The following is a 21391-nucleotide window of genomic DNA, read 5'->3' as shown; positions in this document are numbered from 1 at the left end:
ATACTTAGACAGTGTTTTTATGTTTTAGAAAGTGAAAGTATGGACTTTCCAAGAAATATAATAGGTTATTAACTTGTTCCAAACTCTAAAAAACCGCCACCTTATAGGTAGCGGTTTTTGTAAACTCATGACTTTTTATAGCGGACGATAAGGCGTGTCATCGTCTTTATGCGTTGTAGAATCGTTATTAAACGAATCTTCTTTACGGTGGAATTCATCTTCTTGGTACTTGAAATCGTCATCACGTAAACTTTGCGTGTGCTGTACTCGCGGTTTACGAACAAAGCACATAATGGCGGCAATGTAGAACAAAATAGAAGTTAATGATAATAAGCCTGCAAACAAACCTGCCAAGATGAATAATACACCAGCTGTAGATGCATTTCCTTTTTTACGAAGGTTTACAATAGCAATAATTGCTAATAACGTGCTGAGTGCCAACACTGCAATCATAACCCACCCCATCACACCAAAACCTGAAGACATCATATTCATAATCATTTCCACATCTTCAGGATTTGCCATAGTTGGATCTGCTCTAATTGCATCTTCGATAGACTGTCGGAATTCTGGTGTCCTTGAGTAACTTGCCATCGCAAAACCAATTAATGCCATCGCTAAAATATTAAAGACGATTCCGATAATACCAAGAACTTTTTCTCCTGCTCTATTTACGGTTTCTTGATTCATTCTCCTCACCCCTTCTATTTAGTTTTTTATACTCACATATAAGGAAATACTCCTTTCTTATTCTTTTCCCCTAATTAAATTAATAAAACCTGTTTAGAAAGCTCATAAGCGGGTAGTTTATTAATAACAAAGATTTGAAAGGAGTTCTAAAAAATGGAAAAAAACCTAATTTTTAGTCAAACAGATTTTATGTACGGTGTTGGTGGAGCTTCAATTTTAACAGCTATCGTTTTCTTAATGACAAGCATTTAAAACGGAGGTATCCAATGAAAAACTACATAGTAGAACATTAACAAAAGCAATCCACTCGAGTAGCAGCGGATTGCTTTTTGTGTGTCTATTATTTATATTTTAATATCATCATAGTCGTTGTAACGATCAAAAGCAGATACTGCGTAAGAACAAACAGGTTCTACCTTATAACCATGTTCACGAGCAAAGTTTGCCGTTTGGTCTAAAAGCTTTTTAGCTACCCCTTGATGGCGTAGTGATTCTTCAACAAACGTATGTTCAATGACCATCACATCAGCCAATTGTGTCCAAGCAAGTTCACCTTTCGTTACACCTTCGTCTTCAAAGCGGTAAGCAAATTCATCACTGCCTAATTCAACTAATTTAAAATCCATTTTCTATTTCCCCCTATTCTACTCGGTGTCCAATGGTTGTAAAGATGCTTCGATTTGACTGCGTTTTGTTTCTAAAAATGGCGGTAACGCAAGTCCATTTCCTAAACGGTCAATCGGTTCATCTGTTGCAAACCCTGGCCCATCTGTTGACAATTCAAAGAGAATCCCATTAGGCTCTCTGAAATAAATGGCCTTAAAATAATAACGGTCGATTTCTCCGGAAGTCATCAAACCATTTGAACGCAAATGTTCATTCCATTTGTTATATTCTTCATCCGTTTTGATACGGAACGCAACGTGATGGACACTTCCTCTACCAGGGCGTTCCGGCGGAAGATCCGACCGCTCTTCTAAATGTATTTCGCCAGCAGGACCGCCATCTCCTGTTGAAAAGACTAAAATATCTTTTTGTCCCTCTACAGTTGATGGATATTCCCCAATCTGTTCAAATCCCATAACAGTAGTCAAAATAGCTGCCGTTTTATTACTTTTTCGGACCGTTAATCGTACGGGACCTAATCCAACAATCGCAAAATCTTCAGGAACCCCACCTTTTGTCCACGGGATGCCGTACTCAATTCCACTGCCATCATCAACTACCAACATTAACCTGGAGCCTTCGAAATCTTGAAATGTCAGTGTTGAGCGGTTGAAACCTTGCTCAATTTTCCCATGAGGCACTTTAAATTTATTAAAACGATCGACCCAATATTCCAATGCCTCGCTACTTTTCACACGAAATGCTGTATTACTAATACTTGATACACCGGGATAAGTACGTCCTGCCATAGGGATATCAAAATATGTCATATCAGTACCCGGAGTTCCAACAGCATCGGCGTAAAATAAATGATAAGAAGAAGGATTGTCTTGATTGACCGTTTTTTTAACTAAACGTAATCCAAGAATCCGAGTAAAAAAGTCATGATTGGCAACAGCATTTGCTGTTATCGCCGAAACATGGTGAATACCTTCCAACTTCATCATTAGCCCTCCCCGTTTATCTCCAATTCAAGATATTAACTTTATACTATCACTGACTTTTGTTCTCCTCAAGATATTAAGCTTTAACAAAAAACAGGCAACCCTATTCCAAGGTTTGCCTGTTTTCATTTAATTGAACCAACCACTTACAGTGTCCGCTATATTTTTAAAGAATTTTTTTACACTTGCCCAAAATCCTTCATCATTAACGATCGTGGTGATTTTATCTTCAATTGTTTTACTCAAATCTTCTAGTTGCGTTGACCATTTTGAAAAATCGATATCCAGTTGGCGAATGCGGTCCATCAAATCCACTAATAACTGACGATCTTCTGGGCTCAACTCGATTTGAAGCTTGTCTAATTGCTCTTCAACTATTTGTTCTACCTCTTCACGCGAAGCGGGGTTTTTTTCAGCAATTTGTTTTTTAATCTCTGTTAACAACTCACTAACTTCGTCGTCCCCAACGCCACCGTCTACAAGCTCCGTCGCAACTGTCAATTCATCATTAGCCACGTCAGTGCGCTCTGGATCTAGTGCTTCTCCGTTCACTTCGTAAGCTTTGTAAATTCCAACAAGTGCTGAATGCCCCGTAACGGCTTTTGGTGCCGCTACTTCTACTGTTGCGTTTTCAATACCGGCAGTCAACATCGCATTAGCATACATTTCCGTTGTCACTTGCGTAATGTTTTCAGGCGTCACGATTTCAATGACCAAACCAGCACCTTCATCTTTACGTGTGATTTTGGCCGATGAATACATATTGGCGCGAGAATCGCCGTCTTTAATGTACTTGATCAAATCTTGACCCGTTACTTCAATTTCTTCTACATCTATTTCTCCTGCTACGTCTAAACTTTCAGCTACGGATGCTTTTTCATCTGCTGATAAATTACCTCCGTAAACTACAATTGGCAAACCGAACTTTTCATTAATGCCGACATTTGCCGAACTATATGACGGTAGCACAACAGACAATGCAAACAGTAATGCTATTACAGTAATTATTTTTCTCATTTTAACTTGCCCCTTTCTTCAAATTAATACGAAATTAACTTGAAAAGGTTCCTTTACTTTGTCGACATTGTCCATCCTTCTTCTTGAATGATTTGACGGTTTTTGTACAATTTACCGAGTGCTCGTTTAAAAGCAGCTTTACTCATACCGAAAATTTCTTGGATTTCGTCTGGTGAAGATTTATCCGTAAACGGCATTTTTCCGCCTGACTGTTCTAAATAACGCATAATTTCTTCGGCATCATCTAATAAGCGTTCTTGCTTTCTAGGAAGTAAAGAACCATTCAATGTACCATCATCTTTTACCCCGATAATACGCACTGTTTTTTCTTCACCTAAACGCGGCTCTTCTTTACGCTCTGTTTCGTGAACAAAGATTCGGTGCATTTCTGGCACTGAGAGCATAAACGTCCCAACCGGCAATAAACGATAAGCGCGCGCTTGTAGGTTTTGATTGAAGAGAGTTTCTGGTGCTGGTTCCATCAATTCCAATACTTTTTCTTCTGTAGCTAAACGTCCATATAAATCGCCGTGGCGATCTGTACGAAGCGTCATAAAGATGTGATCGCCTTGTTTTGGCCATAATTCTAAAATTTGCGGAAGATCCGCTGGTAACAAATAAACTTCGCGTGTTGTGCCGATATCGACTACTGCCCCTTCACGCTGTGATACTTTCAAGACTTTCGCCCAGCCATATTCACTTGGCAAAATATGCGGAATCATCGGTGTTGCCGAAACGCCTCCTTGGCGATTGCGGTAAAGGAATACTTCAATTTCTTCTCCGATTTCCTGCCCTTCTTCGATTTCTGATGCATTCATCATTACTTCATCGCCTGAACCATCTGACAAAATCCATTGCGACGTCGAACGATCTTTTACTTGCAGTACTGCTTTTAACCCTGGGTGTAAAGCCATAATTAGTTCCTCCTATTTTCTTTAACTGTCTTTTCCTGCTGCTTTCATTTGTTTAAGTTTTTCCGTAAAATCCGGGCTTTCTTCCAGTAGTTGGACCAAATCAGCAATTCGGTCGATTGAATTCCAGCTCAAATGATGTTCGATACCTTCGACATCTCCATAAATCCGTTCTTCATCTACGCCGATTAACTGTAGAAACTGCTCAAGTAAGCCATGCCGCTCTAAAAGTCGTTTACCTAGCTTTTGACCTTTTGGCGTTAGCACAAGCCCTCTGTAGCGTTCGTATATTAAGTAGCCGTCTTTATCTAACTTCTGTACCATCTTAGTCACAGAAGAAGGTAGCACGGATAAGGCCTCCGCGATATCCGATACTCGCGCATAGCCTTTTTGCTCAATTAAAGAATATATGATTTCAATATGGTCTTCCATACTTGGAGTAGGCAAAATTCTTTCCTCCCTCACTTAGCTATGTTTAGTTTACTATACCGCCATCATTGAAACAACTCGACTGAGTCTAGCTTCAAACAATTCATTTTTTCAGAAAGGTTTAAGTTAATTATCTCCGGGGTACCTATTACTATAATCAAAATAACGATTACAGAAAGGTTAGGTGAAAAAACATGGCACGTATTCTTTGGATTATTCTTGCAGTTGTTATTGTAGTATGGCTTATCGGATTTTTAATGGACGTTGCAGGCGGTCTTATACACATTCTATTAATTATTGCTGCAATCATTTTAGTTATCAATTTGGTTACCGGTCGTAAAGGTTTATAACCATAGCATGATGGACACATAAAGGGTTGTCTCAAAAGTCGTGATAAATGACTTTCGGGACAACCCTTTTTTGTTTAATTGGCTATTCTTCTCGAATTTTAGCATACACACATGTATCCCGTAGTTTGTTTCCAACACGAGAAACGGTATCGTTGCGTAAAATACCTTCCAATTCAAAATTCAGTCGGTTCGCTACTGCACGGCTCCGAACATTGTCCGGGTCACAACGAATTTCGACACGGTTTGCACCTAGCTCCTCAAAAGCAAAACGAGTAATCCGGTCCACTGCTTCCGAGACAAACCCTTTGCCTTCATAACGGCTGTCTACCCAATAGCCAATTTCAAACTTGCGCACTTCCCAATCAATGCGATGAAGTCCTGTAGAGCCAATAAACTGTCCGGTTTCTTTCAAGAAAAAATGTAGGCGTAAATCTTTACGCAATTTAAAGTTTGCTTCCGCTTCAATTAATGTTGCCTCTATTTTTTCAAGCTCCGGCTTTTGCTGCGCAAATTGTAACCACGGTCGAAATGACTCTAGCGAATGCATGACTGCCTCATAATTAGCCTTTGCATCCTCTTTTCTAGGTGCACGAATAAGCAATCGCTCTGATTCAAATTCTTCAGGAAAATCGAGTAAGATCGGATTGAATGGTGGTGCTTTCGTTTCAATTACAGCGTCATCCCAAAGAACGGGCGTTGTAATTCCTGCCTGCCAGTCTTCACGTGTCATGCCATAAATTACCGCATCATAATACCGATTTTCTCGCGGCGAAAACCAAGCTTGCCGTAGATGAGCTTCTTTAACAAAGCCAGTTCGTTCAAACGCTTTACGCATCGCAAAATTATCGTGGCGCGTATTACCTTCTAGCCTAATTTTCTTTTCTGGTAGCGAAAAAACATAATCCGCTACCATTTTCAAAGCTTTAGGACCATAACCTTTGTTTCGGTAAGGATCAGCAATTCTCAGATCAAACAATGGAATGTCATCTTGCAGATCAAATATTTGTACTAAACCTACTTGTTTTTTGTCTTCGTTTTCAATCCAAAATGTCGTAACTTGGTCCGATTTATAACCGCCTTCTTCAATTGTTTTCTCAATTAAAGCCCGGACTGGATGTTCATGACCATGAAAAGGCCAAGAATTTGTTGTCATAAAATGAATTAGCTGTTCCTGCTCTTCCATTGTCCACTCTGTTAATCTCAATACAAAACCTCCAAACGTACCTCACTTCTGAACTTTCACAAGACGCAATGCATTTAAAATTACCAATAGCGTGGCACCCATATCCGCAAAAATTGCGATCCATAAAGTTAACCAACCAGGAATAATTAATAGCAATGCCAATATCTTGAGCCCTAATGCAAAGACGATGTTTTCTTTTATTATACGCAATGTCTTTCGGCTGAGTCGAATCGTATAAGGAAGTTTTTCCAAATCATCAGCCATTAGTGCAATATCTGCTGTTTCGAGCGCCGCATCTGTTCCTGCTCCGCCCATTGCAATACCAATACTTGAAGCAGCTAACGCGGGTGCGTCATTTATGCCATCTCCAACCATAGCGACTCGGCCATATTGTTTTTGAAGATCTTTAATCGCAGCTAATTTATCTTCTGGCATGAGACCTGCTCGAACATCTGTCATACCGATTTCCGAAGCAATGGCAGTTGCCGTTGCCGGATGATCTCCTGTAAGCATGATGGTTTGCTCGATGCCCATCGCTTTTAACTGCTTAATAATGGATGGACTTTCTACGCGAATAGCATCGGCTATTGCGATAATGCCTAGCAGTACTGTTTCTGAAAAGACAGCAGTGACAGATTTTCCACTCTCTTGAAGTTTACGCGCTTTTTCAGGAATGCGTAAGCCCTTTTCTTCTGCCCAAATTAAACTGCCGACGTAAATGCTTTCTTCGTTAACTGTGGCATATGCGCCTTTTCCTGTAACCGAATTAAAGTTTTCAGAAGGATAGGTGCTTGCTGCTGTTTTAGAAATAGCTTTTGCTAAAGGATGCTGAGACATGGTTTCTACCGATGCCGCTAGTTTTAATAACTCTTCTTCTGTAATAGCGTCTTGTGCAATTACGTCTGTCACTTCTGGATAACCTTTTGTTAAAGTTCCGGTTTTATCAAAAGCGACAGCTTTAATCTGTCCTGTTTCTTCTAAGTGAATACCACCTTTAATCAGTACGCCTTGTCGTGCAGCGTTACCAATTGCTGTCACAATCGCTACTGGTGTTGATACAACTAAAGCACATGGACAACCTACAACGAGCACTGCCAAACCTTGATAAACCCACAGTTCCCAGTTGCCCGTTACAAAGCCGGGTACGATGGCTACTAAAAAGGCAATAACGATAATGGCCGGTGTATAGTATTTCGCAAATTGGTCAATAAACTTCTGAGTTGGCGCTTTTTCAGCTTGTGCTTCTTCTACCAAATGAATAATTTTGGCGATTGTCGTATCTTCCACACGTTTTGTGACAGTAACTTCTAATGCGCCTTCTTCGTTCATGGTACCGGCAAATACTTCATCTCCTACAGTTTTAACTGCAGGAATCGATTCTCCTGTTATTGCCGCTTGGTTAACAGCTGACTCTCCGCGTAGAACTGTTCCGTCCATCGCGATTTTCTGTCCCGGTTTGACGATTAAAATGTCACCGATTCGAATTTCTTCTGTATCCAACTCGATCAATTCACCAGCACGTTGAATTAACGCTCGTGCCGGAGCCAAGTCCATCAAACTGCGAATCGATTGACGCGCTTTGTTCATTGAAAATGATTCTAATGCTTCACTGACAGCAAAAAGGAAGACAACAACTGCTCCTTCTCGCCATTCACCAATAATGACCGCACCTATAATAGCGATGGTCATTAATGTTTTCATATCAAACTGGAACTCACCTAAGTTTCTTAAGCCTGTCCAGAACATATGATAACCTCCGATTGCCATGGATCCCGCAAATAACGCAATGGCAAAAGGATTTGTTTCGCTCGTTTGAAACGAAACAATGATTCCGGCTATTAGTAATAATAGTGAAAAAGCTGTTTCCATTGTTTGTCTCCGCTGATAAAACGGAACGACTTTTATTTTCTCTTTTTCTGGATAAATCCGGATATGATCGAATGCCCCTGCTTTTTCAAGCGCTTCAATTGGTACATCTCCGTCAATTGTTAGTTTGGAAGCTCCAAAGTTCAAATCCACGTTTTTGATATCCGGTAATCCTCGAATATTTTTTTCGAATTTAGCTGCACAACTTGTGCAAGACAAATTTTCTAAGCGATATGTTTTAACCAATTTCTACACCTTCTTTCGTATGTTCGTGAGCGATTTTCACCAATTGACGTATATGATTGTCTGATAAGGAATAATAGATTTGCTTTCCTTTTCGTTCAGACTTCGCCAATGCCCGCTCTCTCAAATATCGCAAATGATGAGATGCAGTTGCTGTTGAAGAGCCAATAACCGCCGCAATGTCACACACACACATTTCTTCTTCTATTGTTAAGGCATATGCAATGCTTAATCTTGTTTCGTCTGCCAATGCTTTAAATAGATTTGCTACGTCCCCTAGGTCAGTCATATTTTGTTGTACACGCTCGACAACTTCCGGATGGACTTTTGTTACTTCACACAACTCTTTCATATGGCACCTCTTTCATTCAAATAAGAGTTTGATTGTTCCCTTCAGTATATTCGCTCAAACCTCTACAGTCAAACCTGCGTTTGAATGAATTGTATTTACATCTTAAAAAAAAGGTGATACAGTTTTATAGCCTATAATTGAAAGAACCAGGAATTATACTTTCTAGATATTTTCGATTAGTTGAACAATAGTTTACGGGATATGGTATCAATACAAATTACAATAGAAGGAAGTGGGAATTTTTGAATACTTTATCTTACAAAGAGCAATGGTTCGGTAACATTCGCGGAGACATTTTAGCCGGAATTGTTGTCGCACTTGCTCTTATACCGGAAGCGATTGCTTTCTCCATCATTGCTGGTGTTGACCCAATGGTCGGCTTGTACGCATCGTTTTCCATCTCCGTTATTATCGCCTTTGTCGGCGGTCGACCGGGTATGATTTCTGCAGCCACAGGTGCTATGGCGCTTGCGATGGTATTATTGGTCCGCGATCATGGACTGGATTATTTATTGGCAGCTACTGTATTGACTGGTGTGCTGCAATTGATTTTCGGCCTTTTAAAGGTTGCTCGTTTTATGAAATTTATCCCTAGAGCGGTTATGATTGGTTTCGTAAACTCATTAGCCATTTTAATCTTTATGGCCCAAGTGCCGTTCATTTTCGGTATCAACACGATTACTTATGTTTTTGTCGGCGTGACGTTGGCGATTGTTTATATTTTGCCTCGTTTCTTCACAGCTATTCCGGCTCCACTGATTGCTATCCTCGTATTGACAGGTGTTGTCATCTACACGGGCATCGATATGCAAAACGTCGGTAGCCTCGGTACGATTTCGCAAACTTTGCCGAGCTTCTTCATTCCTAGCGTACCGTTTAACTTTGAAACCTTGCAAATCATTTTCCCGACTGCATTAGCGCTGTCTGTGATTGGTTTACTAGAGTCTTTATTAACAGCATCGATTATTGATGATGCAACAGAAACTGGATCGGATAAAAACCAAGAAGCACGCGGACAAGGTATCGCGAACATCATCACGGGCTTTTTCGGCGGAATGGCAGGTTGTGCGATGATTGGACAATCAGGCATTAACGTTCGTTCAGGCGGTCGTGGACGATTATCGAGTTTTGTGGCAGGTGTTTTCCTGATGTTCCTAATTATCGTTTTGGGCAACTGGGTTATTCAAATTCCGATGCCAGTTCTAGCCGGTATCATGGTAATGGTTTGTATCGGTACTTTTGACTGGGGTTCGTTCAAGTATTTAGCGACGGCTCCAAAAGCTGATGCGATCGTTATGTTGTTAACGGTTGTTGTTGTTGTTTATACACATGATTTATCTAAAGGCGTTTTCGCCGGTGTTATTTTAAGTGCAATGCTATTTGCTGCTAAAATTTCCAAAGTGGAAGTGCGCAAAGAAGGATTGGAAAGCAATGTGTCGAATAGATATACGATACACGGACAATTGTTCTTCGCTTCTTCTCAAGACTTTGTCTCTGAATTCGACAACGTAGAAGTTTCGAAAGAAGTTGTTTTAGACTTTACAGATGCTACCGTTTGGGACGACTCAGGTGTCGGTGCTATCGACCGAGTTATGAACAAACTACAAGCGCAAGGACAAAGCGTCACAATTGTCGGGTTGAACTCTTCAAGCCAAAAACTTGTCGATAAGTTAGCAACCTATAGCAATGCTGGTAAAGGTACATCATAAGGAGGATGCTCTATGTATGAGAAAATTTTAGTTGCAGCAGATGGCTCGGACCATTCAAAACGCGCTGCTCACGAAGCAGTAAGAATGGCTAAAGCCAATCCACAAGCATTCATCACTTTGCTTTATGTGATTGATTATGAAAAAGCTCGTACTGAGATTCTTCATGGCCAAAGCAGTGACGAAGTTCATTTGGAACGTCGCAAGCATTTAGTGCCGCTCGAAGAAATTTTCCGTTCTGCCGATATTAATTTTGAAACTAAAACGCTTCACGGCATTCCAGGACCCACTATCGTCAAGCATGCGAATGAAGTTGGCTATGACGTTGTGCTAATCGGTAGCCGCGGATTAAACTCACTTCAAGAAATGGTGCTTGGCAGCGTTAGCCATAAAGTAGCTAAACGCGTTCAATCGCCTGTTATTATCGTTAAATAACCTATAAAAGAGCCCTTCGCGAAATCGCGAAGGGCTCTTTCTAAGTTATTGAAGAAATATCCATATTTCCATTTCGCTTCAGGCGGACGCGTTCCATGGGCACGGCTTCCGCTTCATTAAAAATATCGAAAATTGAGAAGTACCTGCCTAGCCCCTCATTAGTTACAATGAAATTTTTACTGTATTAACATATAACCTAAGCTGAATAACGCAATTCCCGAAGTTAAAGTGACCGTAGTATAGAACCCAGCTGCCAGCCATTTTTCATCTTCAATATCTTTCACAACATCTAAAGCCATCGTTGAAAATGTTGTAAAAGCTCCTAAAAATCCAGTCATCCAGAAAATCGACAAGCTTCCCTCACCAATTAAGAACCCTAAAACAAATGAACCCAGACTGTTAACAAGCCAAGTCGCAACTTTTGGTTGCCACGCACGGCTTTCAATTAACAAATAAAATAAATAGCGTGTAATCGCTCCTAAAAATCCACCGATTGCGACACTAATCACGGTGACACCTCTTTTCTGCCGACCCATAATCCAGCTCCAGCTGCCACAACGCATGCAATCGTCATGCTCATAGCAAATGCTATGCCTAGCCAAATAGAAGATTCAAGGTAATAGAACCATGCAGATGAGAATGCTGAAAATGTTGTAAAAGAGCCTAGCAGACCCGTCGAAATCAACAAGCGCAGCTCTGCGGACTTATGAGACAATCGAATAGCTGCCACGCCGATTAAAAAACTGCCGATCACATTAACAAGCCAAAGCCCCAGACCATCGGCAGCTACCATGTATATTCCAGAACGTAAAAGTGCACCGATCATGCCGCCAAGTCCTACAGCTAGTATTCTTGTCATTGATTATTCCTCACATCCGTTTTTCACCAGTATAACTTATTCGGCATTTAATATTAATGTCGAACCTTTAACTTCTTCTTCGATCTCTGTTTCATGAAAATCCCCTTGTGCCCAATCGTCTACTTGGTTATGGAAGTAATCCGATTTCATGTGACCGCTCAATCCCGGTCCTACGATATGGTAAGCACTCGACAAATCAGCAAGGTCTGCAACAAACCGCCAAGATGCACCGTGGTCGACTTCGCCATCTGGTGTTGATGCCGCTGCTTGAACAGTGATATTCGAACCTCCGATTGGCACAGGGTCCGGATTTAGAAACTCAGCAAAAATTGGAGACGCCCCCGCTAATGGATGCGGGAAAGTTAATTGGTGATGATCTCCCCAACTCCAGTCAGACAAGTCACTTCCTTGTTCTTCTTCAATTTCAGCGACAACTGTTTCTAATGAATCCACAAGCCATTTTTCTGCTCCGCCGTATTCATTTACCCAAACACCTGCGTTTCCAGCAAAAGCATCACGCATCATTTCATCGGTGATATGGTTTTTCCCATCCAGCATTTTATAGACGTCTTTTGGAAATTCATCAGCTAGTAAAGTTTCCGGTAATTGCTTTATCCATTTATGAAAGACTAATGGTGCACCTTGGTCTTTACTATCCACTTGGTCCCATTTTTCTAGCATCGAAAGAACTTCGTCGTAATCTTTTGTACTATCACGTACCGTAGCAATCATGTCTTCTAAAAATTCTGCTGCATATAAATTCTTTTGATCCATTTGTAATTTCATCATATCTTCTGCCGTAAGATCATCTGATGCTTCTAACACTTCGGCAATTCGTTCATAGCGATACGGCTGTGCCCAAAAATCCGTAATATGGTAAGGATAAGAATCATCAATAACTTCATTGTTCGCTGTTGCAATAAATCCATTTTCTGGATTTACTGATTGCGGCAATTCATCAAAAGGCACATAACCTTCCCATCCATAGTCTGCCGAATTTCCAGGAACCGGCAATTGCCCATCTCCAGACTTCCGAATTGGAATGCGGCCATTCGCTTTATAAGCAATGGTGCCATCCGTAGAAGCAAAAACAAAGTTTTGTGCAGGTGCTTGGAAATCCTCGAGTGCTAGTTCAAACTCTTCCCAATTAGATGCTTTATTGAAATTTAAGACTGCCTGCAGTTCGAGTGTGGGCTCTAGAGCTGTCCATTGCATTGAAAATACTGCGCTTGGTTGTTCTTTGTCATAAAGAATATTCGAAACAACAGGGCCGTGCCTTGTTACTAGTACCTCGAAATCTTCTGTCTCACCATCTTTTATTTTAATCGGTTCTTTTCTTACTTCTGCTTGCTCCCACTCTCCCTCGTACTCAAATTGGGTAGGGTCTTCAGGATTTGGTGTTTCGATGTAAAGATCTTGAACATCGGGCCCAACATTTGTTACACCCCAAGCAATTTCTTCGTTATGTCCCAGAATAATCCCGGGAACACCAGCAAAAATAACGCCACTGACATTTTGTTCAGGAGATTCTAGGTGCATTTGGTACCAAATAGAAGGAGTGCTAAGACCAAGATGCGGGTCGTCTGCAAGTAAGGGCTTGCCACTTGCCGTTTTATCACCCGACACTACCCAGTTATTGCTACCGTTAAATTCTGGCGGAATAACTGATGCATCAAATTCACCAGCGACTTGAACTTGTTGCTGTTTGTTTGCCGCTAAAATTGCCGGTGCGTTTTCAGGGTATTCAATAAATAACTCACGCGCTTTATCTTCTGGAAATTCGTTTAATGCCCAATGACGAACGGCCAGTGTATTCCAATGTCCACCAAGGTCATAGGCCATAAATTTGCCAATCGTCAGCGAGTCAACGGGCGTCCATTCAGTCGGTTCGTATCCAAGAATAGAAAATTCAAAGCTCAAATTATTATTTGCTTTTGCTTCTTCCATATAGGCATTGACACCTTCTGCATACCATTCTAATACTTGTTGAGCTTGCTCATCATAACCACCCCAAGATTTTTCAGCCGCGTCACGCAAACTAAACGTTCTAAAAAACTTATCTGTATCGACTGCATCAACTCCAATGACTTCTGCCAATTGACCACTTGCCTGTCTCCGGGACAGATCCATTTGGAACATGCGATCTTGTGCTTGGACATATCCTTGTGCTCGGTATAAATCGGCATCAGTATCCGCCTTTATATGCGGAACTCCTATATCATCACGGATAACCGTTGCATCATTGTCTAATATTTCTACTGCTACCTCTCCTTCAATCAGCGGTTTAGACTTATTTAGAAAGACATTAATAAAAATAAGAAATGCCACTACTATGATGACAAGCACACCCATCGTACCGAGCAACCATTTTAACCATCTTTTGTTTTTCACTTTCCCCCTCATAAATCTTCCCCCTTTTCCTTAGTGTTTTATTCGACTACCGAAGGATAAATACCTTTTCCATACAAAAAAGATGCCCTATAAAAGGGCATCCACTTTACTCATATTCAGTCTTCTCCGACAATCTTCACTTCAAGCTCTAAATCAACACCGAAATTGTTAAACACTGTCGTTTTAACCATTTCAATCGTTTTAATGTAATCGTTAGCTGTCGCATTGTCTTTATTGACGATAAATCCAGCATGTTTTGTAGAAACTTCTGCACCGCCAAATCCTTTTCCTTGCAAGCCACTATCTTGTATTAACTTTCCTGCGAAATTGCCAGGTGGTCGTTTAAAGACACTGCCGGCAGAAGGAAATTCTAGTGGCTGTTTTGATTCTCGTTGATACGTCAATTCACTCATTTTGGCATCAATGACCAATTGATTGCCAACTTCTAAGTCGAATTCGGCTGATAACACATAAAAGCCTTTTTTCGTAATAACACTTTTCCGGTAACCGAGACCTAAATCTTCCTTAGATAAAACGAGCAAATCTCCTTCTTTCGAAAGAACCGTTGCTTGTTTAATGATGTCTTTAATTTCTCCGCCGTAAGCACCGGCATTCATCGCCATCGCTCCACCAATTGAGCCTGGAATGCCACAAGCAAACTCAAATCCAGTTAATTGTTTTGCTGCAGCGGCTTTAGAAACTTTTTTAATGTTCGCTCCGCCTTGAGCATAAACTTTTGTACCTTCTATACGGATTGTCTGTAACCCTTTCAAGGTCAAGACAATTCCACGAAATCCTCCATCTCGGACGACCATATTCGAGCCGTTCCCAAGAAGTAGTAGAGGTATATTATTTTTATATGCATACTTTACAGTGAAAGCAGTTTCTTCTTCAGTTGTTGGTGCCACAAAAATATCAGCTGGCCCACCCATTTTAGTTAGTGTATGAAGGTATAGCGGTTCATCCACTTTGACGTGATCGTCTGTTAAAAAACTGCGTAAATCCGTCAACCATTGTTGTTTCATCATTTAATGCAAATCCCTTCTTAACTTATTGCTTCTATTAGTATCTAATTTTCATCTTGATTTGACAAGCAATAAAGTAAAGTTCAGTACAAAAGACTAGTTAATTTAATCTCGAATTAAAGAGTTTTTAATTAAAGAGTATTGACTTCAAGATTTAATCTTGTTATATTTATTTTAGAAAATACATTTAGGAGGAATTCAATATGAAAAAATGGACAGTAGACACAGCACACTCAGAAATCGGATTTTCAGTAAAACATATGATGATTTCAAAAGTAAGAGGTACTTTCACATCTTACGAAGCAACAATTGAAGCAAATGAAGAAGATTTACAAGGCGCATTGATCGATTTTAAAATCGATGTAGCAAGCATCAGCACGAAAAACAATGACCGCGACGCCCACTTGCGCTCTGCAGATTTCTTTGATGCTGAGCAATTCCCGCACATTACATTCAAAGCAAACGAAATCGTTAAAAAAGGCGACGAATACACAATGACCGGTGACCTTACGATGAAAGATGTAACTCGCCCAGTAACTTTCGATGTAGAATATAACGGTAAAGGCACAAACCCATGGGGCGTTGAAGTCGTAGCTTACAATGTCGATGGTAAAGTAAACCGCAAAGATTTCGGCCTTACATGGAACCAAGCGCTCGAAACAGGCGGCGTAATGGTTGGCGAAGACATTAAAATTCATCTAGAAGTTCAAGCAAACCCAGCTGAATAAATTCTAATAAAGCAGTGAGGAAAATTTCTTCACTGCTTTTTTCTATTATTCCGTTTCTATTTTTTTGAGGGGTTTTACAGCCGGTCCATTTAGCACATCTCCCGTATACGAAAAACGGGAGCCGTGGCACGGACAATCCCATGAACGTTCTGCATCATTCCACTTAACATCACACCCCATATGGGTACACGCCGTATCCACTAGATGAACTTGACCGTATTCATCACGGTAACCTCCAGCTTTTTTCTTGCCGACTTTGACTAACGAACCTTCGTCTTTCTCCAAATCATCAACTGTCTTGGAGGCTCTTTTTAGTTTTCCTGTAACTAGTGATTTTGCAACTGAGGCATTGTCTTTCGCAAAGCTCACCGCATCTTTAGTTTTCACTTTCGTGCGTGTTGGATTAAACACTGGTGCATACCGATTTTCGTTACCAAGCACTCTATCGCTGAGCAGCATTCCAGCTAATGCGCCGTTTGACATTCCCCACTTGTGAAATCCAGTAGCGACTAAAATATTATCATAACCTGCTGTGATGGTACCGATATAAGGGATTGTATCAAGCGTTGTCATGTCTTGCGATGACCAGCGATACGGAATTTCCTCAATCCCAAAATGCTCGTTACCGAATTTTTCAAGGTTGTAATAATGCTCTATCGTTTCGCTCGAACTTTTACCCGTAGCGTGGCCGTCACCACCAATTAGCAATAATTTTTCGCCATTCTCGCCTGGTGCGTAACGCAAAGACCGAGAAGGCATATCTCCACTAATGTACATATCGTTCGGAACATTGCCCTTCACTTTAGCTGCGATGGCATACGAACGATTGACCGTTAAACGTGAAAAATACATGCCATCAAAATCATTAAAAGGATAATGACTAGCGACAATGACTTTATTGCACGATAAATGCGACAGGTTTTCAGTTTGGATGACCGGATCGTTTTTGCTTAAAATTTTCATAGCTCGCGTTTGTTCGTATATTTTCCCACCCAGTCGTTCAATTTCTTTTATCAAACCTGCTAGAAATTTCACAGGGTGAAACTGCGCTTGATTGCGCATGACAATGGCTTCTTCCACAGAAAACGGCAATTCCACTTCATCTTTTGCCAATTCACCATCAATGCCTAACCTCATATATGCTTCAGCTTCTTTTTCAATTTGCTTAGCTCCAGCGACAGTGTTGGCATAGACAAATGCATTGTGATGAGAAAAATCACAATCAATTGAAAGTTCTTTAGCTGTTTCCTCAATAAATTTTAACCCATCCATATTTGCTTGGTAGTAAAGTTTCGCTTGTTCTTCTCCCGCTATTTGAATTAAGGAGTCATAATACAAGCCATGCTGCGCTGTTATTTTTGCAGTGGTTCGTCCCGTTACGCCGTCGATTAACTTTCCAGCTTCAATTAGCGTTACTTTTTTGCCAGCTTTCGCTAATAAATAAGCACTAATGACGCCAACCATTCCTCCACCAACCACGGCGATATCGGTCGACTCGTTTGCCTGTAACGCAGGGTAGCTTGGAATGTCCTTATATTCTCTCCAATACGATTTCTGTTCCTGTGGAATTTGGCTCTCATGTTCGTTTTGCACCTTGTCATTCCTCCTCGACTGCTTTTATCTCCTATCTACCCCGATTGGAAATTCCTAATCAAAAGCTGATGGTTTTCCCAGTTATTTGGACATACTGTCGAGTTGACGGTGAATACTGTCCAAATTTCTGAAATACTGTCCGATTCGGATGATTTACTGTCCAAACCGACCAAAATACTGTCCAAACGCAAGATTTAGATGTTTTCAGCGGAAAGCGCGACTTCGCGCTTTCCTGGGCTTGGGCATTGAGGGGTGGTTGATTCGAGAGGGAAAAATTGGATATACTGTCCGGTTTGAGTTGAATACTGTCCGATTCTATTCAAATACTGTCCGATTCCGCTCGTTTACTGTCCAAATCACATTAAATACTGTCCAAACGAAAAAAAGGACAACCGATTAAGGTTGTCCTTTCCCGCAAAAATTATGCGTACACTTTAACTAACGAATTTGCTGCTTGTTCTACACGTTTCATGCCATCAGCTTTAATTTCTTCTGCGCGATCAGGGTACATATTATGTCCTTCAATGATGACTTCTTCAATATCTGTAATTCCGAAGAAATCCATGATCAAACGAACATAGTTAACGCTCATTTCAGCCGGAGCCATTTCAGGGGTTGAATAAACTCCGCCACGTGCATTTAAAATAATGACTTTTTTCTCTGACACAAGACCAACTGGTCCTTCTGCTGTGTATTTGAAGGTCACACCTGCACGGTAAACGTAATCAATAAAGGTTTGCAATGGTGCTGGAATGGTTTTATTCCATAATGGGAATGCGAAAACGACGACATCTGCTTCCATGAATGCATCCATTGCTTTGTTTGCTGCAGTCAAGATACGCTGTTCAAGTTCATTTAACGGTTCAGCTTGTGCTGATTTTTGCATAGCGTCAAAAAAATCTTGACCGAAATACGGCATGTCTTCTTTGAATACATCAAACGTATTAATGTTAAGTTCTGTGCCTACACCAATTGTGTCCATGAACACTTCATACATTTTACTTGAAACCCCTTCAGTTGCAGGGCGGTTATTTGCTTTTACTACTAATACATTGGTCATTATTTTAAAACTCCTTCCGTAATTATACTAAAAATATTTATCTCGAATTAAAAGCACTTTCTTATCATAAGAAAAAGCAGAGTAAAAGTCAATTACTCTGCTTTGAATCACTAATTTCCATCACATGAATCGCCTGTGCAAAAACTCGTTTTCTTGCCCATCGGTTTTAGCTTAGGACGAATGCCTTCTTCTTCAGCGATTTGTTCTAATGCTTCAACAAACGCTTCTACCGGTTGCGCACCAGATATTGCGTATTTGCGATTAACCACAAAGAACGGTACACCTTGGACACCAATTTGACCCGCTTCAGCGATATCTAACTGAACTTGCCCCATAAACTGATCAGATTCAAGTACTTTTACCGCTTCATCTTTTGGTAAACCAACCGATTCAGCAATCGACACTAATACTTCATGATTGCCTACGTTTTCTGCTTGGATAAAATATTTATCCATTAACATTTCAGTAAGTTCTCCGTCTTTGCCATGCGTTTCAGCCCATTTTACTAGTCGGTGAGCTGCTAACGTATTCGCTTCTACCATGTTATCAAAATCATATTCCAAACCAACTGAACGAGCGTGCTCTGCCACGCCTTTAGACATTTCTTTTGCTTGTTCAACAGTCTGTCCAAATTTTTTCGCTAAACTTTCATACGTTGGGACAGCCGAATTTACCGGAGTATTTGGATTTAACTGATAAGCCTTGTACGACACTTCTGCCTGGCTATCAAAACCTGCTTGAACTAACGCTTTTTCTAATGTTCGCTTGCCTATATAACAGAATGGGCACACGTAATCTGACCAAACTTCAATTTTCATATAATCCACCTCGCCATTAACTATAGCAACGAAAACAACAGCTCTCAATTTTTTTGCCTATAAAAAGGAACTCGGGTGTAATCTCCCTATGTACACAGGGTTTATAAAATATCAACAAGGGAATATTATAACCTCTGCTCCTATTACACCCACAAAAAAACTGACTCCCAATTGGGAATCAGTTTAATGCTTCTGTAATAACAGGAACGATTTGTTTTTTGCGTGACACCACACCTGGCAATAGAACGCGGTTATCAATAACGCTTGATTTAAAAGCAGCTTCCACAACGTTGGCTTTTTCACCAAGAACGATGGCTACTGAATTGTTATTAAGAATGTCTGTCACAACAAACATAAACAACCCTAACCCTTTAGATGAAATAGCATTAGCCATTAAGACTTCAAGTTCTTTTTGGCGGACCATAACTTCTTCGACGTCAATAGCGTTAACTTGCGCTACTTCGAATCGATGATCTCCTGCTTCGAATTCTTTTGCATCTAATGAAATTAAGTCTTCTAATGTTTTATTGCTTAAATCAGCTCCAGCTTTTAATAGGTCCAACCCATAGCTTTGTGCATCAACATTGGCAATTTTCGCTAGTTCAGCTGCAGCATCAATATCTTGCTGTGTGCATGTTGGTGATTTGAAAAGAAGTGAATCTGAAATAATAGCAGATAACATTAAGCCCGCAATATTTACAGGAACTTCTACCCCGTTTTCTTTGAATAGTTTAAGGAGAATTGTTGTGGTGCAACCCACCGGCTCAGCGCGGAAATATAACGGATCTGTCGTTTCAAAGTTTGCGATGCGGTGATGGTCTACAACTTCAATCACTTGTACTTCATCAATATCGTCAGCACTTTGTTGGCGTTCGTTGTGATCTACTAAGATTACTTGATCCGCTTCTTTAGCAACTTGTGTCACAAGTCTGGGCTGGTCGAATTTAAAAATCCCTAGAGCAAACAAAGTTTCATTGTTAACTTCACCTAAACGAATGGGTTCAGCGACCATTCCCATTTCATTTTTTAAATATGCGTACGAAATAGCCGAACAAATAGAGTCGGTGTCCGGATTTTTATGACCTAATACTAAAACTTTTGACATTAATAATAGCCTCCTGAAAAACTTAGTTTCTGTGCTTATTCTATCATAATATGAGCATTTGAAAAAATTAGACCCTCCAAATTGTTAACAAATATGAAATAGACTTAAGTTTATAGAATTATCTGTATATTTAAAATTTATTGTGTACTTTAGCACATATCAATGGTATAATATGACTAACTAATTCTAAGTTATGTGGAAGGAAGAGATGTCTGTGACTATTTTACTGGAAAAGAAATACATTCCTCTAGCTAATTATTTTTCCGGAGCGACTAATGCCTCAATAAAATTAACATTTTCCGAAATCGAACAAATTATGGGCCAGAACTTGCCCAATGCCGCTTACTTAAACAAAAGCTGGTGGAAAAAGGTAAAAGCACCTGCTAAACATTTTCACGCCTGGGTAGATGCAGGCTATTTTGTCACGAATGTAGAACCTGACCGATTTGTTGTATTCGAAAGAATTGATTCTACTAACGGTACAGGCACAGGCACAGATGAAGAAGATCAAGATATTTTATTGATTCGAACAGCAGAGCACGGAGATGCACGCTCTCTAGCAGCTTTGCAAAAAGCAATAGAGTCTGAATCGGATTATATGCTCTATGCTAAAGACGAGCGTACACAGTCGACACAAAAAGTTCGCAAACAAATTATCGAATGGAAACAAAGTGGTCACTCCACTATCATTCTTGCCATACTTAACGGTCAGCATGTAGGCTTTTTAATGATTATTGGCAATGACGCAAAACGCGCTGCGCACCGAGCTACTATTGAGCTTGGCCTACAAAAAAACGCTCAAGGCAAAGGGATTGCCAAAGCACTTCTGAAAAAAGCTGAAGAATGGTCTAAAGAAAAAGGCATTTCTCGACTCGAAGTAGCGATTGTCGAAGAAAACGAAGCCGCACGTAATTTATATGAAAAAGCTGGCTTCAAATCAGAAGGCATTCGTGAAAATTCGATGATGATTGACAACAAACCTCATAATGAATTATATTTAGCCAAATTTTTGGACTAATT

22 protein-coding genes are annotated in these 21391 nt (G+C 40.4%); 5 read left to right on the top strand and 17 right to left on the bottom strand.

From position 1 onward, the window contains the following. Window positions 1-135: 135 nt before the first annotated feature. From MLE13_RS09550 to mntR, 6 genes are all read right to left on the bottom strand, one after another. Complete coding sequence (locus MLE13_RS09550) at window positions 136-690, bottom strand: DUF4064 domain-containing protein (RefSeq protein WP_240749488.1); 555 nt, start codon at window positions 688-690, stop codon at window positions 136-138. A 344-nt stretch (window positions 691-1034) separates the two neighbouring features. Beyond that, window positions 1035-1316 (bottom strand): GNAT family N-acetyltransferase, encoded by a 282-nt coding sequence (locus tag MLE13_RS09545; protein ID WP_240749487.1) that lies wholly within the window; start codon window positions 1314-1316, stop codon window positions 1035-1037. A gap of 18 nt (window positions 1317-1334) precedes the next feature. Further along, complete coding sequence (locus MLE13_RS09540; RefSeq protein ID WP_240749486.1) at window positions 1335-2300, bottom strand: ring-cleaving dioxygenase; 966 nt, start codon at window positions 2298-2300, stop codon at window positions 1335-1337. 129 nt (window positions 2301-2429) lie between these two features. Continuing rightward, entirely contained in the window at window positions 2430-3317 is an 888-nt protein-coding gene (locus tag MLE13_RS09535) for a DUF1002 domain-containing protein (RefSeq protein ID WP_240749485.1), read from the bottom strand. A gap of 53 nt (window positions 3318-3370) precedes the next feature. Continuing rightward, on the bottom strand, window positions 3371-4231 hold the full coding sequence (locus tag MLE13_RS09530) for a CvfB family protein (RefSeq protein WP_240749484.1): 861 nt from the start codon (window positions 4229-4231) through the stop codon (window positions 3371-3373). A 21-nt stretch (window positions 4232-4252) separates the two neighbouring features. After that, window positions 4253-4675: a transcriptional regulator MntR gene (gene mntR, locus MLE13_RS09525; protein ID WP_240749483.1), complete on the bottom strand. Its 423-nt coding sequence runs from the start codon at window positions 4673-4675 to the stop codon at window positions 4253-4255. A gap of 176 nt (window positions 4676-4851) precedes the next feature. Here mntR and MLE13_RS09520 point away from each other — a divergent pair, with 176 nt between their 5' ends. Next, window positions 4852-5007, top strand: a complete 156-nt coding sequence (locus MLE13_RS09520) for a lmo0937 family membrane protein (protein WP_008498786.1) — start codon at window positions 4852-4854, stop codon at window positions 5005-5007. 82 nt (window positions 5008-5089) lie between these two features. Here MLE13_RS09520 and MLE13_RS09515 read toward each other — a convergent pair whose 3' ends face one another. From MLE13_RS09515 to MLE13_RS09505, 3 genes are read right to left on the bottom strand one after another with little or no spacing between them, the layout of a single operon-like run. Then, window positions 5090-6211, bottom strand: a complete 1122-nt coding sequence (locus tag MLE13_RS09515) for a GNAT family N-acetyltransferase (RefSeq protein WP_240749482.1) — start codon at window positions 6209-6211, stop codon at window positions 5090-5092. A gap of 21 nt (window positions 6212-6232) precedes the next feature. After that, window positions 6233-8302, bottom strand: coding sequence for a heavy metal translocating P-type ATPase (locus tag MLE13_RS09510; protein ID WP_240749481.1), 2070 nt, complete (start codon window positions 8300-8302; stop codon window positions 6233-6235). After that, window positions 8295-8651, bottom strand: a complete 357-nt coding sequence (locus MLE13_RS09505) for an ArsR/SmtB family transcription factor (protein ID WP_240749480.1) — start codon at window positions 8649-8651, stop codon at window positions 8295-8297. Before MLE13_RS09505 ends, MLE13_RS09510 begins: the two co-directional genes overlap by 8 nt. Window positions 8652-8893: 242 nt before the next feature. Here MLE13_RS09505 and MLE13_RS09500 point away from each other — a divergent pair, with 242 nt between their 5' ends. Both MLE13_RS09500 and MLE13_RS09495 read left to right on the top strand, forming a co-directional pair. Continuing rightward, window positions 8894-10360 (top strand): SulP family inorganic anion transporter, encoded by a 1467-nt coding sequence (locus tag MLE13_RS09500; protein ID WP_240749479.1) that lies wholly within the window; start codon window positions 8894-8896, stop codon window positions 10358-10360. A gap of 12 nt (window positions 10361-10372) precedes the next feature. After that, complete coding sequence (locus MLE13_RS09495; protein WP_008498782.1) at window positions 10373-10792, top strand: universal stress protein; 420 nt, start codon at window positions 10373-10375, stop codon at window positions 10790-10792. A gap of 176 nt (window positions 10793-10968) precedes the next feature. Here the strand turns inward: MLE13_RS09495 and MLE13_RS09490 are convergent, their stop codons facing one another. From MLE13_RS09490 to murB, 4 genes are all read right to left on the bottom strand, one after another. Then, a complete protein-coding gene (locus MLE13_RS09490) occupies window positions 10969-11301 on the bottom strand; it encodes a fluoride efflux transporter FluC (RefSeq protein WP_240749478.1) in 333 nt (110 codons plus the stop codon). Continuing rightward, entirely contained in the window at window positions 11298-11651 is a 354-nt protein-coding gene (locus tag MLE13_RS09485; protein WP_240749477.1) for a fluoride efflux transporter FluC, read from the bottom strand. Before MLE13_RS09485 ends, MLE13_RS09490 begins: the two co-directional genes overlap by 4 nt. A gap of 36 nt (window positions 11652-11687) precedes the next feature. Continuing rightward, window positions 11688-14054: a penicillin acylase family protein gene (locus MLE13_RS09480; RefSeq protein WP_240749476.1), complete on the bottom strand. Its 2367-nt coding sequence runs from the start codon at window positions 14052-14054 to the stop codon at window positions 11688-11690. 104 nt (window positions 14055-14158) lie between these two features. Continuing rightward, window positions 14159-15070, bottom strand: coding sequence for a UDP-N-acetylmuramate dehydrogenase (gene murB, locus MLE13_RS09475; RefSeq protein ID WP_240749475.1), 912 nt, complete (start codon window positions 15068-15070; stop codon window positions 14159-14161). A 200-nt stretch (window positions 15071-15270) separates the two neighbouring features. Here murB and MLE13_RS09470 point away from each other — a divergent pair, with 200 nt between their 5' ends. Then, on the top strand, window positions 15271-15795 hold the full coding sequence (locus MLE13_RS09470; protein WP_240749474.1) for a YceI family protein: 525 nt from the start codon (window positions 15271-15273) through the stop codon (window positions 15793-15795). A 45-nt stretch (window positions 15796-15840) separates the two neighbouring features. Here the strand turns inward: MLE13_RS09470 and MLE13_RS09465 are convergent, their stop codons facing one another. The 4 genes from MLE13_RS09465 to MLE13_RS09450 all read right to left on the bottom strand — a co-directional run bounded on the left by MLE13_RS09465 (window position 15841) and on the right by MLE13_RS09450 (window position 20371). Then, window positions 15841-17388, bottom strand: a complete 1548-nt coding sequence (locus tag MLE13_RS09465) for an FAD-dependent oxidoreductase (protein ID WP_240749473.1) — start codon at window positions 17386-17388, stop codon at window positions 15841-15843. 421 nt (window positions 17389-17809) lie between these two features. Further along, window positions 17810-18448 (bottom strand): FMN-dependent NADH-azoreductase, encoded by a 639-nt coding sequence (locus tag MLE13_RS09460; RefSeq protein WP_240749472.1) that lies wholly within the window; start codon window positions 18446-18448, stop codon window positions 17810-17812. Window positions 18449-18558: 110 nt separating this feature from the next. Next, window positions 18559-19266, bottom strand: coding sequence for a DsbA family oxidoreductase (locus tag MLE13_RS09455; protein WP_240749471.1), 708 nt, complete (start codon window positions 19264-19266; stop codon window positions 18559-18561). A gap of 178 nt (window positions 19267-19444) precedes the next feature. Continuing rightward, a complete protein-coding gene (locus MLE13_RS09450; RefSeq protein WP_240749470.1) occupies window positions 19445-20371 on the bottom strand; it encodes a manganese-dependent inorganic pyrophosphatase in 927 nt (308 codons plus the stop codon). A gap of 208 nt (window positions 20372-20579) precedes the next feature. On the opposite strand from MLE13_RS09450, the gene MLE13_RS09445 reads away from it, so the two are divergent. Continuing rightward, the gene (locus MLE13_RS09445) at window positions 20580-21389 is read left to right on the top strand and encodes a GNAT family N-acetyltransferase (RefSeq protein ID WP_240749469.1); all 810 of its coding nucleotides are present in this window, start codon (window positions 20580-20582) and stop codon (window positions 21387-21389) included. Window positions 21390-21391: the final 2 nt, after the last annotated feature.

It is taken from the genome of Planococcus halocryophilus, assembly GCF_022489025.1.
GTDB classification, from domain to species: domain Bacteria; phylum Bacillota; class Bacilli; order Bacillales_A; family Planococcaceae; genus Planococcus; species Planococcus halocryophilus_A.
This window is presented reverse-complemented; position numbering and strand designations above follow the sequence as displayed.